14 protein-coding genes and 2 tRNA genes are annotated in these 17,738 nt (G+C 63.0%); 11 read left to right on the forward strand and 5 right to left on the reverse strand.

The features are described from left to right. Nucleotide 1 precedes the first annotated feature (1 nt). The 4 genes from clpX (at nucleotide 2) to BMW28_RS05655 (ending at nucleotide 4,350) form a co-directional block, all read left to right on the forward strand. The gene (gene clpX, locus BMW28_RS05640) at nucleotides 2-1,279 is read left to right on the forward strand and encodes an ATP-dependent Clp protease ATP-binding subunit ClpX (RefSeq protein WP_091814890.1); all 1,278 of its coding nucleotides are present in this window, start codon (nucleotides 2-4) and stop codon (nucleotides 1,277-1,279) included. Nucleotides 1,280-1,533: 254 nt separating this feature from the next. Continuing rightward, on the forward strand, nucleotides 1,534-3,990 hold the full coding sequence (gene lon / locus BMW28_RS05645) for an endopeptidase La (RefSeq protein WP_091814893.1): 2,457 nt from the start codon (nucleotides 1,534-1,536) through the stop codon (nucleotides 3,988-3,990). A 139-nt stretch (nucleotides 3,991-4,129) separates the two neighbouring features. Continuing rightward, nucleotides 4,130-4,205: transfer RNA gene (locus BMW28_RS05650), tRNA-Gly, on the forward strand. 71 nt (nucleotides 4,206-4,276) lie between these two features. Then, nucleotides 4,277-4,350, forward strand: a tRNA-Cys gene (locus tag BMW28_RS05655). A gap of 190 nt (nucleotides 4,351-4,540) precedes the next feature. Here BMW28_RS05655 and BMW28_RS05660 read toward each other — a convergent pair. From BMW28_RS05660 to BMW28_RS05680, 5 genes are all read right to left on the reverse strand, one after another. Then, the gene (locus tag BMW28_RS05660) at nucleotides 4,541-4,774 is read right to left on the reverse strand and encodes a hypothetical protein (RefSeq protein ID WP_091814897.1); all 234 of its coding nucleotides are present in this window, start codon (nucleotides 4,772-4,774) and stop codon (nucleotides 4,541-4,543) included. Between the two features lie 96 nt (nucleotides 4,775-4,870). Continuing rightward, complete coding sequence (paaX, locus tag BMW28_RS05665; protein WP_200785720.1) at nucleotides 4,871-5,839, reverse strand: phenylacetic acid degradation operon negative regulatory protein PaaX; 969 nt, start codon at nucleotides 5,837-5,839, stop codon at nucleotides 4,871-4,873. A gap of 54 nt (nucleotides 5,840-5,893) precedes the next feature. After that, nucleotides 5,894-6,730, reverse strand: a complete 837-nt coding sequence (locus BMW28_RS05670; RefSeq protein WP_091814900.1) for an IclR family transcriptional regulator — start codon at nucleotides 6,728-6,730, stop codon at nucleotides 5,894-5,896. A gap of 96 nt (nucleotides 6,731-6,826) precedes the next feature. Beyond that, the gene (locus BMW28_RS05675) at nucleotides 6,827-7,882 is read right to left on the reverse strand and encodes a 2Fe-2S iron-sulfur cluster-binding protein (protein ID WP_091814902.1); all 1,056 of its coding nucleotides are present in this window, start codon (nucleotides 7,880-7,882) and stop codon (nucleotides 6,827-6,829) included. 147 nt (nucleotides 7,883-8,029) lie between these two features. Further along, nucleotides 8,030-9,058 carry a hypothetical protein gene (locus tag BMW28_RS05680; protein ID WP_091814905.1) on the reverse strand — a complete coding sequence of 343 codons (1,029 nt, stop codon included), beginning with the start codon at nucleotides 9,056-9,058 and terminating at the stop codon, nucleotides 8,030-8,032. 357 nt (nucleotides 9,059-9,415) lie between these two features. Between BMW28_RS05680 and paaN the strand changes: the two genes are divergently transcribed. The 7 genes from paaN to BMW28_RS05715 are packed head-to-tail and all read left to right on the forward strand — an operon-like array spanning nucleotide 9,416 to nucleotide 17,702. Continuing rightward, nucleotides 9,416-11,083: a phenylacetic acid degradation protein PaaN gene (paaN, locus tag BMW28_RS05685; protein ID WP_091814907.1), complete on the forward strand. Its 1,668-nt coding sequence runs from the start codon at nucleotides 9,416-9,418 to the stop codon at nucleotides 11,081-11,083. Between the two features lie 7 nt (nucleotides 11,084-11,090). Beyond that, entirely contained in the window at nucleotides 11,091-11,885 is a 795-nt protein-coding gene (paaG, locus tag BMW28_RS05690; protein ID WP_091815560.1) for a 2-(1,2-epoxy-1,2-dihydrophenyl)acetyl-CoA isomerase PaaG, read from the forward strand. 2 nt (nucleotides 11,886-11,887) lie between these two features. Continuing rightward, nucleotides 11,888-13,414 carry a 3-hydroxyacyl-CoA dehydrogenase PaaH gene (gene paaH / locus BMW28_RS05695; protein ID WP_091815562.1) on the forward strand — a complete coding sequence of 509 codons (1,527 nt, stop codon included), beginning with the start codon at nucleotides 11,888-11,890 and terminating at the stop codon, nucleotides 13,412-13,414. Further along, complete coding sequence (gene paaI, locus BMW28_RS05700; protein ID WP_091814909.1) at nucleotides 13,407-13,859, forward strand: hydroxyphenylacetyl-CoA thioesterase PaaI; 453 nt, start codon at nucleotides 13,407-13,409, stop codon at nucleotides 13,857-13,859. The genes paaH and paaI overlap by 8 nt, the downstream gene beginning before the upstream one ends. A 37-nt stretch (nucleotides 13,860-13,896) precedes the next feature. Continuing rightward, a complete protein-coding gene (gene paaK, locus BMW28_RS05705; RefSeq protein WP_091814911.1) occupies nucleotides 13,897-15,219 on the forward strand; it encodes a phenylacetate--CoA ligase PaaK in 1,323 nt (440 codons plus the stop codon). Nucleotides 15,220-15,225: 6 nt separating this feature from the next. Then, nucleotides 15,226-16,431: a 3-oxoadipyl-CoA thiolase gene (pcaF, locus tag BMW28_RS05710; protein WP_091814914.1), complete on the forward strand. Its 1,206-nt coding sequence runs from the start codon at nucleotides 15,226-15,228 to the stop codon at nucleotides 16,429-16,431. 29 nt (nucleotides 16,432-16,460) lie between these two features. Continuing rightward, nucleotides 16,461-17,702 carry an ABC transporter substrate-binding protein gene (locus BMW28_RS05715; RefSeq protein WP_234969992.1) on the forward strand — a complete coding sequence of 414 codons (1,242 nt, stop codon included), beginning with the start codon at nucleotides 16,461-16,463 and terminating at the stop codon, nucleotides 17,700-17,702. The last annotated feature ends 36 nt before the right edge of the window (nucleotides 17,703-17,738 follow it).

A 17,738-nucleotide genomic window follows, 5' to 3' on the forward strand; every position in this document is an offset into this window, starting at 1 on the left:
CATGACTACCAAAAAAGAAGCCCCCAGCAAGACCATGCACTGTTCCTTCTGCGGCAAGACGCAGGATGAGGTCGACAAGATGGTGTCGGGCAGCTACGGCGGTCAGTCCGTGTTCATCTGCAACGAGTGCATCTCGCAGTGCAACGAGATCCTGGAAGAGGATGCCAGCCAGGCCACTGCAGCCACCCCGGCCGGTGAGCAGCTGCCCACGCCGGCGCAGCTCAAGGAAAACCTCGATAGCTACGTGATTGGCCAGGAAGCGGCCAAGCGCACGCTGGCCGTTGCCGTGTACAACCACTACAAGCGCCTGATGCACAAGGAGCAGCTCGGCAAGGACGATGTGGAGCTGAGTAAGAGCAACATCCTGCTGATCGGCCCCACGGGCTCCGGCAAGACGTTGCTGGCGCAGACCATGGCGCGCATGCTGAACGTGCCTTTCGTGATGGCTGATGCCACCACGCTGACCGAAGCCGGCTACGTGGGTGAGGACGTCGAGAACATCATCACCAAGCTGCTGCAGAGCTGCGAATACGATGTGGAGAAGGCCCAGCGCGGCATTATCTACATTGACGAGATCGACAAGATTTCGCGCAAGTCCGACAACCCTTCCATCACGCGCGACGTATCGGGCGAGGGTGTGCAGCAGGCACTGCTCAAGCTGATCGAAGGCACCATGGCCAGCATTCCGCCACAGGGCGGGCGCAAGCACCCGAACCAGGACTTCCTGCAGGTGGATACCACCAACATGCTGTTCATCTGCGGCGGTGCGTTTGCCGGCCTGGAAAAGGTGATCGAGCGCCGCACGGCAGGCAGCGGTATCGGCTTTGGCGCCGAGGTGCGCAGCAAGGAAAACCGCACGCTGAGCGAGATCTTCCAGAACATCGAGCCGGAAGACCTGATCAAGTACGGCCTGATTCCCGAACTGATCGGCCGCATGCCGGTGGTGACCGCGCTGGCCGAGCTGGATGATACGGCGCTGGTGAAAATCCTGACCGAACCCAAGAACGCACTGGTCAAGCAGTACGGCAAGCTGTTCCAGATGGAAGGCGTGGAGCTGGAAATCACCCCCAAGGCGCTGCAGGCGATTGCCCGCAAGGCCATGGAGCGTAAGACCGGTGCGCGCGGCCTGCGCTCCATCCTGGAGCAGGCGCTGCTGGACACCATGTTCGAGCTGCCTGGCATGCAGAACGTGGAGAAGGTGGTCGTCGACGAATCCGTCGTCAACGAAGCCAAGCCGCCGATGCTGGTGTACCGCAACAAGGAAAAACAGCAGGCCTGAGTCTTCAGGCCTGCATGAGTGACTGGACAACCGGCTCCTCGTGAGCCGGTTGTCGTATCCGGACCCGGCAGTGTGCAAAGCGACACGGTTGCAGGGGCTTTGAATGATGAATGCCGACGCCTTCTGGCGCTTTGTGGGACAGTCGGCTTGCAGGACGTGACCTCGGTGCCTGTGGGCGACCGTCGCGCCGCTTGAAAAGAGGGCCCCAGGCCCCATAACTGGCTCTCCAGCCCCTTTTGTGAAAGAAGTTCGAGATGTCTGACTTTGTCTACCTGCCCCCCGAGAGCGTGGAACTGCCCATGCTTCCCCTGCGGGATGTGGTGGTGTTCCCGCACATGGTGATCCCGCTGTTCGTGGGACGCGCCAAGAGCATTGCTGCGCTCGAAGCCGCCATGGAAGCAGGCCGCTCGGTCATGCTCGTGGCCCAGAAAACCGCGGCCCAGGACGAGCCCGCCATCGACGATATGTTCGGTACCGGCTGCGTTGCTTCCATCCTGCAACTGTTGAAATTGCCTGACGGCACCGTGAAGGTGCTGGTGGAAGGCCGCCAGCGCGCCCAGGTGCAGGCCATTGCCGAAGGCGAAAAATACTTTACCGCGACCGTGCTGCCCGCTGCGGCCGACACTGCGGTTGCCGAAGAGCTGCCGCGTGATGCCCAGAGCGAGATCGAGGCGCTGCGCCGCGCGCTGATGCAGTCCTTCGAGCAGTACGTCAAGCTCAACAAGAAGATCCCGCAGGAAATCCTGGCGTCCATCACCAGCATCGACGATGCGGGCCGTCTGGCCGACACCATCGCCGCGCATCTGCCGCTGAATCTGGAAGACAAGCAGGAAGTGCTGGAGAAGATGGACATCCAGCAGCGTCTGGAACTGCTGTTTGGCCAGCTTGAGCATGAAGTCGACATTCTCAACGTCGACAAGCGCATCCGTGGCCGCGTCAAGCGCCAGATGGAAAAGAACCAGCGCGACTTCTACCTGAACGAGCAGGTCAAGGCGATCCAGAAGGAGTTGGGGGATGGCGAAGAGGGCGCCGACCTGGACGAGCTGGAGCGCAAGATCAAGGCAGCGCGTATGCCCAAGGCTGCGCTGACCAAGGCCGAGGCCGAGCTGAAGAAGCTCAAGCTGATGTCGCCCATGTCGGCCGAGGCTGGCGTGGCGCGCAACTATCTGGATGTGCTGGTCAGCCTGCCCTGGAGCAAGAAGACCAAGGTCAAGCAGGACCTGGCTGAGGCCGAACGCATCCTGAACGAGGACCACTACGGCCTGGAGCGCGTCAAGGACCGCATCCTGGAATACCTTGCCGTGCAGCAGCGCGTGGACAAGGTGAAGGCGCCGATCCTGTGTCTGGTTGGCCCCCCGGGCGTGGGCAAGACCTCGCTGGGCCAGTCCGTGGCCAAGGCCACCGGCCGCAAGTACGTGCGCATGGCGCTGGGCGGCATGCGTGACGAGGCAGAGATCCGCGGGCACCGCCGTACCTATATCGGTGCTCTGCCGGGCAAGGTGCTGCAGAACCTGAGCAAGGCCGGCACGCGCAACCCGTTGTTCCTGCTGGATGAGATCGACAAGCTGGGAGCGGATTTCCGTGGCGACCCGTCGAGCGCGCTGCTGGAAGTGCTGGATCCGGAGCAGAACCATACCTTCAGCGATCACTACGTCGAACTGGATTTCGACCTGAGCGACGTGATGTTCGTGGCGACGTCCAACTCCATGAACATTCCGGCCGCGCTGCTGGACCGCATGGAAGTGATCCGCCTGTCCGGCTATACCGAGGACGAGAAGGTCAACATCGCCGCGCGTTACCTGCTGCCCAAGCAGATGACCAACAACGGCGTGAAGGACGAGGAACTGGAGATCACCGAAGATGCGGTGCGTGACATCGTGCGTTACTACACGCGCGAAGCTGGCGTGCGCGGACTCGAGCGCGAACTGTCCAAGATCTGCCGCAAGGTGGTGAAGGCGGTTCAGCTCAAGCAGGTGAGCGACAAGGTGGTGGTGACGGCCGAGAACCTGAACGACTATCTGGGCGTACGCCGCTTTACGTATGGCCGTGCGGACGAAGCCAGCCGTATCGGGCAGGTGGTGGGCCTGGCCTGGACCGAAGTCGGCGGCGACCTGCTGACCATCGAGTCGGCCATCATGCCGGGCAAGGGTAATATCCTGCGTACCGGCTCGCTGGGCGATGTCATGAAGGAATCGGTGGAAGCCGCGCGCACCGTGGTGCGCAGCCGTGCCGCACGCCTGGGCATTACCGACGAGGTGTTCGAGAAGAAGGACATCCACATCCACGTGCCGGATGGCGCCACGCCCAAGGATGGCCCGAGTGCCGGTGCCGCGATGACGACGGCGCTGGTGTCTGCGATTACCGGTATTCCGGTGCGCAGCGATGTGGCCATGACCGGCGAGATCACGCTGCGTGGCGAGGTGACCATCATCGGCGGCCTGAAGGAGAAGCTGCTGGCGGCCCTGCGTGGCGGCATCAAGAAGGTCATCATCCCCGAAGACAACGTGAAGGATCTGCAGGAAATTCCGGCCAACGTGAAGGAAGGCATGGAGATCATTCCGGTCAAGTGGATCGACCAGGTGCTGGCGATTGCGCTCGAGCGCGAACCGTATCCGCTGGAAATGGCGGGCGCTCCCGGCGTGCCGATCGATCCGGTCGCTGCTGCTCCGGTGAAATCTACGCGGGCCAAGCGTCAGGCTACGAAACACTGATTTTTCGGTATATAATCTAAGGCTTCGGTGGTGCAGAAATGTTCGCCGAAGCGTAGTTGAGATGTGAGTGGCATCACACTGCAAAAAATCAGAAAGACTTGAAAAACTGGCTGATTTCTTGTTATAATCTCAGCTTCACGCGGGAATAGCTCAGTTGGTAGAGCGCAACCTTGCCAAGGTTGAGGTCGCGAGTTCGAGCCTCGTTTCCCGCTCCATATTCGAAGGGGAAGCTCAAAAAGCTTCCCTTTTTTGTCCAGCCTGTGGTTGGGCAATCGGTACCAGTCAAGGCGCGATAGCAAAGCGGTTATGCAACGGATTGCAAATCCGTCTAGCCCGGTTCGACTCCGGGTCGCGCCTCCAGAAATACCACAGCAAATTCAAGCACTTAGAGTCGCAAGGCCTAGGTGCTTTTTCTTTGTCTGGCGGTCTGCGCAAGTGACCACTCGACTAGACGGATTTGGAATCCGTCTCCGAATCGCTTTGCTACTGTTGCAAAGAAAGTGACAGGCAGCGCCGGACGCGATGCTGCCAGTCCTGCCGATTGTGAGAATCAGGCTACGCTGGTTTCGCGCAGCGCCATCTCTTTCAATTCACGCAGGGCCTGTTGAAAAGGCTTGCTCAGTTCAGGCATGCCGGTGCTGCCCGGAAAGTCGAGCAGGGTGGCTTCCATTTCGGCGTAGGTCTGGGCGGGATTGTCGCAACGTTCCATCAGGCAGTCGGCTGCGGCGAATGCGATGGCTTTCCAGGTAGCGAGCTGGTAGTGCAGGTCTTTGTTCTCTTGCATGATGACACCCAGGGACTTGAAAGGGGTTCAAGCACGATTCTGGGTATATTGCGTGTCATCTTTATGACTGCGTTGTCATAAACCACACCCCGAATTTCAGGGGGCCGGGCGCAGATGGTTCTGGAACGGATCTTCTGTCTGGAAACGCTGGTACAGCAGCGGTTGTGCCGCAGGCACATGGCCGTTGGCGCATTGCAGGTGCTGGTCCAGATGGCGTTCGGACGGCTGCAGCAGACGGCGGTAGAACTCGCGGCACATCAGGCGGGCTTCGTTGCCGGGCCAGTCATGGGGCAGCAGTTCTGCGGGGAGTTCCGGGTCACGCAGCAGCAGGCGGCGGTATTCGTGGATGAGCACCGTGCGCAGCAGGAAGGCGGTTTCGTCCGGAATCACGTCACCCAAGTGCTGGCGCAACGATTCGATCAGCGGACGGTAACGTGCCACGAACTCGGCGTAGTCGTTGCCCAGCTGCTCCAGGTTCCAGGCGCGCAGCACCATGTCGACATCGCGCGCCGAATTGCCGAAATGGTTTTCCACGGCGAGCAGCGGCATCAGTTCATGCAGCAATTCGCCCATGCCGTCGGCCATGAGGGCGTCGGAGGCGGCGTCCAGATCAGCGCTGGGATGGATGAAGCAGTCGGTGCCGAGCAGGCCGAAGCCTTGCCAGAACAGGGCGCGGCGCAGCTGGTCGCGCTGGCGTCCGGCAATGTCACCCACCACCAGCATCAGGCGCCAGCGGCGATCCCAGACCGGGGTGCTGGAGGCGTAGATGTGGCGGGCGGCATCTTCGATGCGCTGCTGGCCGGCGGGGGTAAGCAGGTAGTCGGCGCGGCGGCCGTGGGCTTCGGTACGTAGCCAGCCATCCTGGGCCAGACGGAAGACCGTGGTGCGGATCAGGCGTTCGCCGACACCCAAAGGCTCCAGCAGGCGGATCAGGCTGCCCAGCCAGATGCGTCCGCCACGCGGATGGATCGCATCACCGAAAGCAGAGATGATGAGCGATCCGGCGCGGATACGGCGTTGCTGGCTGAAGGCGTCGAGATGGGCCTGAATGAGGGTGGCGGGCATGCGGCGGGTTCCGCTGGGTCAAATACGCAATTATAGGAAGGCCGACGCAGCGTTTTACCCGCCCGGGATCGCGTCGATGTGGTTGAGGCGCGAGGCCTGTGCGTCCGGCTGTGTGGAGCCTAGCTGGCGGGACAGTGCCTGGGCCGCTTCGCGCAGCGCGTGCATGGCCATGCTGTCTTCACCCAGATCGCTCATGCCGACAATGCCCACAACCACCATCACCATGGTGATTTCGTTGCGGAAATTGAACACCGGTGCGCCCAGCGCCTGCACGCCGCCGGCAAAGTAATGCTCGCCGATGGCCACGATGCCTTTTTCGCGGATCTCTGCCAGACGCTGCTGCACATCGGCCATGGTCTGAATGGGCGCGTCAGCGGGCTGGCGGGCGAGTTCGGCCTGGATCAGGGCAGAGGTACGGCGCTCCGGCAGCCAGGCCGAAAACACCAGACCGCTGGCGCTGTTGAGCAGTTCCACGCTCACGCCGGTGACCACGTTGACCGTGATCGGGCGGCGCGGGCGTTCCCAGCGCACGATGACCGGGCCGTTGGCGCTCCAGACGGCGAGGGCGGTGGTTTCGTTGATCTGGTTGCGCAGGCGCGAGATGGCTTCCAGGCCCAGACGGATGCGGTCGATGCGGTTGACGGCGGCCAGACCAATGTTGAGTGCAAAGGGGCCCAGGTCGTAATGCGAGGTGGCCGGGTCCTGGATCACCATGCCGGCGCGGATCAGGCTGACGAGGTAGCGGTGTGCCTTGGCCGGGGGCATGTCGGCCTGCAGGGCGATATCCTTGAGCATCATCGGCCCCTGGCTGTTGACCAGCACGCGTGCTACTGACAGTCCGATTTCCAGCGACTGCACGCCGTTCTTGCTGTCCTTGTCTGGCTGGATCATGAAGTGGCTCCTGACTGGCAAAAAAGCGGTGCGGTGCAGACGCACCCCACCGCTGAAGGGGGACGGGCCGTCCCCGGATGCTGGATCTGAACGGCCTCAGTTGGCCGTGTTCAGCAGGTGGGAGGCATCGGCCACCGTGGGTTGTTGCTGCGCAAAGAACCCTTCAGTGTAGATCATGCCGTCCTGCGCGCCGAGTGCCTTGACGGCATTCACGCAAGTGGCAACAAACTCCGGGCTGCCGGCTGCGAAGATGGTGTGCTTGGACAGGTCGGGGAACAGGCCGGGCAGCACCTCGTTGACGCGACCTTGCAGGAAACCGTCCTTCTGTTCGCGCGTGAGGGTGACCTTGTAGTCGAAGTTGCGGTGCTTGGTGCGCCACCAGGCCATCATGCCGTGGCCATACACATCGGGTTCGGTACGGGCGGAGAACAGCAGGGTGACCGGCTTGCGGAACCCGCGGCGCAGGGCGGTTTCGGCCAGCGCCATGATGGGAGCCAGACCGGTTCCGGCTGCCAGGCACAGAATCGGAGTGTCGACCGCCGGGTCGCCGATGAAGGTGCCGTAGGGGCCGGAGAGCTTGACGTTGTCGCCGATGGTGAGGGTGTCATGCACCCACTGGCTGGTCGGGCCGTCGTCGGAGCGGGCGATCTGCAGTGTGAGTTCGCCATCGGGACGCGGGGCGTTGGCGATGGAGAAGGCACGTGCCGGGATGGCATCGTTGCCCGGACCCAGGGTGACATACTGGCCGGGCCAGTAGCGCAGCGGCTTGCCGACCGGGCGCAGGCGCAGTTCGACCACGCGCGCGGCAACGACGCGCTTGTCGACCACGACGAAGAGGGCGTTTTCGCGCGGAGGGAACAGCTTGGGCTTGGCGTCTTCCGTGCCCCATTCGATTACCAGTTCGTCGGAAATCGGCTTGGCCATGCACATCAGGCCGAAGCCCTGGCGGCGGTCTTCCTGCGACAGGGCCATGTCCAGCACCATGCCCTGGTCGAACTGGCCGGACAGGACCTTGACCTTGCACTCGCCACAGGCGCCGGCACGGCAGTTGTTGGGCAGGGCGAAGCCCGCCTTTTCCAATGACATGAGCACGGTGTCGCCATAGGCGCACTCGACGGATTTGCCGGAAGGCTGCATCACGATGCGGGCCATGTGTGTCTCCTGAATGTTTTCTGGTTATCGTCTGCTTGTGGGGGTTTTCGGGTGCACTCCCAGGGGAAGCGCACCGGGAAACCGCCGTGGGGCGGTAGTACAGGCAGGCCGCGCTTGCACACGGCCTGACCGGCAATTTTCCGGAAATCAGAACACCGGAATGATGTCTTCCATGTCGATGTCGGACACTTCCTGGCCGGTGATGCCGACTTCGGGGATGGCGGGGAACGGAATGTTGTAGCGGTCCAGCACACCCTTCAGGTTCAGCATGGCGTTCTTCCAGTTTTCCAGCTTGGCTTCGTAGGTGGGGATGCCGAAACCGGCCATGCGCGCCACTTCCTCGGCTTCACGCTGGTTGGCGATGAAGTCTTCGGGCAGGTCCCAGAATTCCATCGGGGGCTCGAACAGCACGGCGGACAGGAACAGGTAGCCGGCGCGGATCTGCTTGGTGACCACGGCCTTGGTTTCCTCGGCGATCTTGGGATAGTCGCGCTCCATCACGGCCATGCAGATGGCCATGTGGCGGCCTTCGTCGCGGCCGATGTTCTTGAAGCCTTCCTTGAACACGGCCTCGCGGCTGTTCTCGTACATCTGCTTGAAGATGGTGGCGGCAGCGATTTCGCCCATCAGGAAGGAGCTGAACAGCACGGCCAGGGAGTACTTCGGCACGGCCTGCTTGTAGCCGGTCCAGTAGCGGGAGCCGTTGAAGTACAGCCACTTGGTGTTCTTCTGCAGGCGCTTGCCCAGTTCGGTCTTGGGCTCGTAGGTGATGGGGTCGGGATGGCCCAGCAGCTTGGTGATGGCCAGGCCGCACATGATTTCGTGGTTCTGCTCGTCGCGCTGGACGGAGAAGAAACACTTGCGCACGGGATCTTCCTCATGCACTTCGTAGGTCTTGATCAGGGCTTCGGCGAACACCGGCGGCGCGGAGGCGTCGAACACGGAGAGCAGGGTCCACCAGTAGGCGATGGCTTCGCGCTCTTCCCAGGAGTAGCTGTCCACGTCCAGCGTGTCCCAGGGCAGTTTTTCGGGTTCCCAGTTCTCGCGCAGGGCGGCTTCCCACACTTCCTGCAGCTTCTTGGTGTGCGATTCCCAGGACAGGGGGTACACGTTGGGTTGTTCGATCTCGGGCGGAAATTCCATCTTGTCCGCAAAGCGTTCCTTATGGCTGGCCATGTCTCATCTCCTCAAGGGTGGTTGGTACGGTGCAATGCCAGCCTGGACTGGCTGGTCTGGAAAAACTATAACACACGAAAAATAAAAACAATCGAAATGTGTATCACGTTGGTAGAAAACTGGAGCAATTCGCTCGGTTTTCAGCACATTGAAGAGAACGTGATAATGATCTATCCACATGATTTATCGATAGATTTACGCCATTCTTGCTTCTTTCGGAATGCATTCCACTAATCGTAAACCCTAGTGTGGTTTGGTGCAATTGATACTATAAAATCCGCTTCAACAACGATTCGTGTAGCACAACAAGTGCCAAACCCGCAGCGCCAGACAGCTGCTGAACTGGAGACGACAACAATGAGCCATCCCCTGTACGAGAAGCACAAGGCCACGCTGGAAGCAGGCCTCAAGGCCTTTGGCGAGCGCAGCTACTGGTCTGCCTATAACGAGATGCCCAGCCCCAAGGTCTATGGCGAGGATGCTCCGGCTGCCGGCAAGCAGGCGTTTGACGCGCTGCTGGGCAAGCAGTTCGAGCTCGATCAGCCGGGCAGCAATGGCTGGCAGGGCAGCGAAAAGTCTCCTTACGGCTCTGAACTGAACGTGCAATACCCCGCCTGCGACGTGGATACGCTGGTGGCGGCTGCCGAGAAGGCGATGGAATCCTGGCAGGCGCTGGGCCTGGAAGGCCGCACCGGTGTCTGTCTGGAAATGCTGGAGCGCCTGAACAAGCAGAGCTTCGAGATTGCCCATGCGGTGATGCAGACGACCGGCCAGGGCTGGATGATGGCGTTTCAGGCCGGCGGCCCGCACGCGCAGGATCGCGGCCTCGAGTCCGTAGTGGCGGCGCACCAGGTGCAGATGCTGTCTGCGCCCAACGCGCACTGGGAAAAGCCGCAGGGCAAGAACCCGCCGCTGGTGATGAAGAAGCACTTCGAGCTGGTCGGCAAGGGCGTGGGCGTGGTGATCGGTTGCGGCACCTTCCCGACCTGGAACACCTACCCGGGCCTGTTTGCTGCTTTGGCAACCGGCAACGCCGTGATCGTCAAGCCGCACAGCAACTCCATCCTGCCGGCTGCCATCACCGTGCGTACCATGCGCGAGGTGCTGAAGGAGCAGGGCGTTGATCCCAACCTGGTGAGCCTGTGCGTGACCAGCGGCCATGCCGACACGCAGAAGCTGGTGACGCATGCCGGCGTGCGTTCGGTGGACTTCACCGGCGGCAACCACTTCGGCCACTGGCTGATCGACAACTGCAAGCAGGCTACCGTGTACGCCGAAATGGCCGGCGTGAACAACGTGGTGATCGACTCCACCGATGCCTACAAGGCCATGCTGCGCAATCTGGCATTCACGCTGTCGCTGTATTCCGGCCAGATGTGCACCACTCCGCAGGCGATTCTGGTGCCGGCCGGCGGCATCGAGACGGACGAAGGCCACAAGAGCTACGACGATGTCTGCAATGACCTGGCCAAGGCCGTTAGCGGCTTCCTGTCCAAACCCGAAGTGGCGCATGCGGTGCTGGGCGCGATCCAGTCCGGTGCCACGACCGACCGCATCAACGAAGCGGCGGCCGGTGTGCATGGCCGCGTGATTCTGGCGCCGCAGAAGCTGGAGAACCCCGAGTTTCCGAATGCCGTGGTCAGCACGCCGGTGCTGGTGGCGGTGGATGCGGCCGACGAGAAGGCCTACATGGAAGAGCGCTTCGGCCCGATCAGCTTTGTGGTGAAGACGGCGGATACAGCCGCCTCTGTTGCGCTGTCCGAGCGTCTGGTGCGCGAGTGCGGCGCGCTGACGGTGAGCGTGTATTCCACCAGCCGTGACGTCATCAACGCCATGATCAAGGCGACGCAGCGTTCCAAGGTGGCGCTGTCCATCAACCTGACGGGTGGCGTGTTCGTGAACCAGTCGGCAGCGTTCTCCGACTACCACGGCACCGGTGGCAACCCGGGTGCCAACGCTTCCTATACCGATCTGGGCTTTGTGGCCAACCGTTTCGTCGTGGTGCAATACCGCGAGCATGCGTGAGGACGGCATGGACTACCAGAACATTCTCTACAGCGTGCAGGACGGCGTCGCCCGCCTGACGCTGAACCGCCCCGACAAGCTCAACAGCTTCACCGGTGCCATGCATGCGGAAATCCGCCATGCGCTGGACCAGCTGGAGCAGGACGCCAGCGTGCGCGTGCTTCTGCTGACCGGCGCCGGCCGCGGCTTCTGCGCCGGCCAGGATCTGGCTGACCCGGACATGAATGCCGGCGAAGGCAAGATGGCCGACCTGGGCGCCGTGGTGGAGCGCAACTACCGTCCGCTGATCCTGCGTCTGCAAAACCTGCGCGTGCCGACCGTGGCTGCCGTGAACGGCATCGCTGCCGGCGCGGGGGCTTCGGTCGCACTGGCCTGCGATCTGGTGATTGCCACGCAGTCTGCCTCCTTTCTGCAGGCCTTCAGCAAGATCGGTCTGGTGCCGGATACCGGCGGTACCTGGTTCCTGCCGCAACGCGTGGGCATGGCGCGTGCCATGGGCCTGGCGCTGCTGGCCGAGAAGCTGTCTGCCCAACAGGCGGCCGACTGGGGCCTGATCTGGGCTGCCGTGGCTGACGATGAATTTGCGGCGCACGTCGACAAGCTGCTGCAGATGCTGGCCCAGGCACCGACCAAGGCGCTGGTGCGCACGCGTCAGGCCATGCATGCGGCACCCGGCCACACACTGGAGCAGCAGCTGGCCATGGAGGGCGGCTTCATGCGCGAACTGGGCTGGAGCCACGACTACAACGAAGGTGTGGCTGCCTTCATGGCCAAGCGCGCGCCGCAGTTCAAGGGGGAATGACGATGGCGGCATTGCCTCTGCAGAGGGTGATCGGCGTGGTGGGGACCGGTGCCATGGGCGCCGGCATTGCCCAGGTGGCTGCGGCTGCCGGCCATCCGGTGCGCCTGTTCGACAATCGCGCCGGTGCGGCCGGGCAGGCCGTGGACGGCATCCGCCAGCAATTCGACAAGCTGGCCGCCAAGGGTAAGCTGTCGCAGGAGGATGCTGCTGCGGCTTCCGGTCGCCTGACGGCTGTGGAAAGCCTGCAGGAGCTGGCGGATTGCGGTCTGGTCGTGGAAGCCATTGTCGAGAAGCTGGAAGCCAAGCAGGGCCTGTACAGCGAACTCGAAGGCATCGTGGGGCCGGATTGCATTTTCGGCACCAACACTTCTTCCATTTCCGTGACGGCGATCGGCTCCGCGCTCAAGCGCCCGCAGCGTCTGGCCGGCATGCACTTCTTCAATCCGGCTCCGCTGATGAAACTGGTGGAGATCGTTTCCGGGCTGGCGACGGATGCCGCAGTGGCGCAGACCCTGTTCGACACCGCGACTGCCTGGGGCAAGCGAGCCGTGCATGCCAAGTCCACGCCCGGCTTCATCGTGAACCGTGTGGCGCGTCCGTACTACGCCGAGGCGCTGCGTCTGGTGCAGGAGGGCGCTGCCGATCACGCCACCATCGATGCCGTGATGCGCGATGCCGGTGGCTTCCGCATGGGCCCTTTCGAGCTGATGGACATGATCGGCCATGACGTGAACTTTGCCGTCACCAGGTCGGTGTGGAGCGCCTACTTCTACGACAAGCGTTTCCAGCCCTCCTTGCTGCAGCAGGAGCTGGTGGAGGCGGGTTTTCTGGGCCGCAAGAACGGCCGGGGCTTTTTTGACTACGCCGAAGGCGCAGTCCGCCCCGAAGCGCAGGCTTTTGCAGCCATGCGTGCGCCGGCAAGCGTGGCGATTGTCGGTGAAACACCGGCCGCCGAAGGGCTGGCGCAGCGCCTGCATCTGCAGGGCATCGACTTCTCGCGCAAGCCGGCCAACGGCGATGGGCGTATTGCCGAGGCGGGTGAGGCAGTGATCTATCTTACGGACGGCCGCACTGCCGCCCGTCGCGCAGCGCAGAACGGCATCGAGAACACCGTGCTGATTGATCTGGCGCTGGATTACACCCAGGCCAAGCGCGTCGCGCTCACGGCAGCCCCAAGCACCCGCGAGCAGGCGGTGCAGGATGCCGTCGGCCTGTTCCAGGCAGCCGGCCTTGTGGTGTCGCCGCTCAAGGACATTCCGGGCCTGGCCGTGATGCGAACCGTGGCCATGCTGGCCAACGAAGCCGCCGATGCCGTCAACCAGGGTGTGTGCAGCGCCGGCGACGCCGATGCCGCCATGCAGCTGGGCGTGAACTACCCGCGCGGCCCCTTGCTGTGGGCAGAGCAGGTTGGCCTGCCGGCGGTGCGCGACACCCTGGCCCATCTCGGAAACATTTACGGCGAGGATCGCTACCGCATTTCCCCGCTGCTGCAGCAACGTATCGATGAAGGAAGGAAGTTCCATGAGTAACAACACGGCCGAGCAGCAGCTCGCACTGGCTGTGGCCGAGGCCATGTGGTCGCGCGACCAGGCGGCTCAGGCACTGGGCATGGCGATTGTCGAGGTGCGCCCCGGCTACGCCGTGCTGACGATGAAGGTGCGCCCCGACATGGTCAATGGCCACCACATCTGCCATGGCGGCCTGATTTTCACGCTGGCCGACACCGCCTTTGCCTACGCCTGCAACAGCTACAACCACAACACCGTGGCATCGGCCTGCCATATCGATTTCCTGTCGCCGGGCAAGGAAGGCGACCTGCTGGAGGCAGAGGCCGTCGAACGCTCACTCTCCGGCCGCACCGGTGTCTACGACATCACCGTGCGCGTGGCTGGCGGCAAGACCGTGGCGCTGTTCCGCGGCAAGAGTTACCGCATTCAGGGCGAAGTGATCGCCGGGCTGCAACAGGCCGGTTGAGCCTGGGCCCACCAAACAACAAGGATGGAGGAGAACCATGACTGTCAAGCAACCCCAACCCGGCGATCTTGAACCGATCGAGACCGCCAGCCGTGACGAAATCGCGGCCCTGCAGTTCCAGCGTCTGCAGTGGACCGTGCGCCATGCCTACGAGAACGTGCCGCACTACAAGCAGGTGTTCGACGAGGCAGGCGTGCATCCGGACGACCTGAAGACCCTGGCCGACCTGGCCAAGTTTCCCTTCACCACCAAGAAGGACCTGCGCGACAACTATCCCTTCGGCATGTTTGCCGTGCCGCGCGAGCAGATCACGCGCTTGCATGCCTCTTCCGGTACGACGGGCAAGCCGACGGTGGTGGGTTACACCAGGAATGACATCAACAACTGGGCAGATCTGGGTGCGCGTTCCATCCGTGCCGCTGGTGGCCGTCCGGGCGACATCTGCCATATCTCCTACGGCTACGGCCTGTTTACCGGTGGCTTGGGCGCGCACTATGCGGCCGAGCGCGCCGGCTGTACCGTGGTGCCCATGTCGGGTGGCCAGACCGAGAAGCAGGTGCAGCTGATCCAGGACTTCAAGCCGGACATCATCATGGTGACGCCGTCCTACTCGCTGGTGATTGCCGAAGAGTTCGAGAAGATGGGTATCGACCCGGCGGAATGTTCGCTCAAGGTCGGCATCTTCGGTGCCGAGCCGTGGGGCGAGGGCATGCGTGCCGAGATCGAGAAGAAGCTGGGTCTGGATGCGGTGGACATCTACGGCCTGTCCGAAGTGATGGGTCCCGGCGTGGCCAGCGAGTGCATCGAGAGCAAGGACGGCCCGGTGATCTGGGAAGACCATTTCTATCCCGAGATCATCGATCCCGATACCGGCCGCGTACTGCCGGACGGCGAGCTGGGTGAACTGGTGTTCACCTCGCTGACCAAGGAAGGCATGCCCGTGATCCGCTACCGCACGCGCGACCTGACGCGCCTGTTGCCGCCCACTTCGCGCTCCTTCCGCCGCATGGGCAAGATCACCGGCCGTTCCGACGACATGCTGATCATCCGCGGCGTGAACGTGTTCCCAACGCAGATCGAGGAGCAGATCCTGCGCGACAAGCGTCTGGCCGGCAACTACCAGCTGGTGGTGAGCCGTGACGGCCACATGGACAACCTGGAAGTGCGTTGCGAACTGCAGCGCGATGCTGCCGACCTGCCCGATGCCGATGTGCGAGACATTGTCAAGCAACTGCAACATCACATCAAGACACTGATCGGGGTCTCGACCAAGATCACCGTGATGCAGCCGGATGGCATTCCGCGCACGCTGACCGGCAAGGCCGTGCGCATTCTGGACCAGCGTTCCAAGGAAAGGTAATCCGCCATGGCACAGGCTTTCATTTGCGACGCCATCCGCACGCCCATCGGGCGTTACGGCGGGGCACTGGCATCGGTGCGTGCCGACGATCTGGCGGCACTGCCGATCAAGGCGCTGCAGGAGCGCAATCCCGGCGTGGACTGGACGGCAGTGGATGACATCATCTACGGCTGCGCCAACCAGGCCGGCGAAGACAACCGCAACGTGGCGCGCATGGCGGGGCTGCTGTCCGGCCTGCCGATCGAGGTGCCGGGCACCACGGTCAACCGCCTGTGTGGCTCCGGCATGGATGCCGTGGGCCTGGCTGCGCGTACCATCAAGGCGGGCGAGGCCGGCCTAATGATTGCTGGCGGCGTGGAGAGCATGTCGCGCGCGCCCTTCGTGATGGGCAAGGCGGAAAGCGCCTTCTCGCGCAGCGCGCAGATCTACGACACCACCATCGGCTGGCGTTTTCCCAACCCGGTACTGAAAAAGCTGTACGACACGCATTCCATGCCGCAGACGGCGGACAACGTGGCGCAGGACTTCAACATCTCCCGCGAAGACCAGGATGCCTTCGCCGTGCGCTCACAGCAGCGCTGGGCCGCAGCCGATGCAGCAGGGCGTTTCGATGCCGAGCTGATTCCGGTGGCGATTCCGCAGAAGAAGGGCGATCCCAAGATGTTCACGCGGGACGAGCACCCGCGCCCGGAAACCACGCTGGACATGCTGGCCAGGCTCAAGGGCGTGAACGGCCCGGACCTGACGGTCACCGCAGGCAATGCCTCCGGCGTGAACGACGGCGCCTGCGCGCTGCTGGTGGCGTCTGAAGAAGCCGCAGGCCGTTACGGCCTCAAGCCCATCGCCCGCGTGGTCGGCATGGCCACCGCCGGCGTAGCGCCGCGCATCATGGGCTTCGGCCCGGCGCCTGCCGTGCGCAAGGTACTCGGCCAGACAGGCCTGAGCCTGGACCAGATGGACGTGATCGAGCTGAACGAAGCCTTTGCCGCACAGGCGCTGGCCGTGCTGCGCGATCTGGGCCTGCCGGACAACGCCGGCCATGTGAATCCCAACGGCGGTGCCATCGCCATCGGCCACCCGCTCGGCATGAGCGGTGCGCGCCTGGTGACCACCGCCGCCTACGAGCTGCAACGACAGGGCGGCCGCTACGCCCTGTGCACCATGTGTATCGGAGTGGGGCAAGGCATTGCCCTGATTATCGAACGCGTTTGACCAGAGAAAACCAACCAAGGAGACAGAAGATGATGACCAAGCACACCCTCAAGACCGGCGGCTCGCTGGCAGTTACAGCCCTGATGCTGGCCGGCGCCGCCATGCTCACGGCCTGCAATTCCAAGGAAGCCAGCAAGCCCGCAGAAGGCACCAGCGCTGCAGGCGGCGCTCCGGCTGCCACCGGCGGCGATGCCAACGGCCCGATCAAGATCGGCTCCGTCCTGTCCGTGACCGGCCCGGCGTCTTTCCTGGGTGATCCGGAACTGAAAACCCTGCAGATGTACGTCGAGGACATCAACAAGCAGGGCGGCGTGAACGGCCGCCAGCTGGAGCTGGTGCACTATGACGACGGCGGCGACGCCAACAAGGCCAACAGCTTCGGCAAGCGTCTGATCGAGGACGACAAGGTCGACGTGATCGTCGGCGGCACCACCACCGGCTCCACCATGGCCATCGCTCCGCTGGTCGACAAGGCTGGCGTGCCCATGATCTCGCTGGCCGGCGCCGTGGTGATCACCCAGCCGACGCAGAAGTGGCTGTTCAAGACGCCGCACACCGACCGCATGGCTGCCGAGAAAGTCTTCGAAGACATGAAGAAGCGCGGCATCACCAAGATCGGCCTGCTGTCCGAGACCAGCGGCTTCGGCCAGTCCGGCAAGAAGGAAACCGAGGGTGTGGCAGCCAAGTCCGGCATCGAGATCGTGGCCAATGAAACCTATGGTCCCAAGGACACGGACATGAGCGCCCAGCTCACCAAGATCAAGGGCACGCCGGATGTGCAGGCCGTGCTGATCTTCGGTCTGGGCCAGGGCCCGGCTGTGGCCACCAAGAACTACCGCCAGCTTGACATCAAGCAGCCGCTGTACCAGTCGCACGGCGTGGCTTCCAACGAGTTCCTGAAGCTGGCTGGCGACGCTGCCAACGGCGTGCGCATGCCTGCTTCCCCGCAGCTCGCTCCCGAAGCCCTCAAGGCCGACGACAAGCAGAAGCCCGTGGTCGAGGCTTACAACAATGCCTTCCGCGCCAAGTGGAACCAGGAACCCTCCGCCTTCGGTGGCCACGCCTATGACGGCCTGCTGATGGCCGTGGAAGCCATCAAGACGGCTGGCGGCACCGACAAGGCCAAGGTGCGTGATGCCATCGAGAACACCAAGGGCTTCGTGGGTACCGGTGGCGTGTTCAACATGTCTGCCGAAGACCACAACGGCCTGGACCTGTCCGCATTCAAGATGCTGGAGGTCAAGGACGGCAAGTGGACGCTGGTCGAGTAATCAGCTGATCCCCGTGGGCGCGGCGTGAGTTGCGTC

This window comes from Allobrachymonas denitrificans DSM 15123, from assembly GCF_900110225.1.
Classification (GTDB): domain Bacteria; phylum Pseudomonadota; class Gammaproteobacteria; order Burkholderiales; family Burkholderiaceae_C; genus Brachymonas; species Brachymonas denitrificans.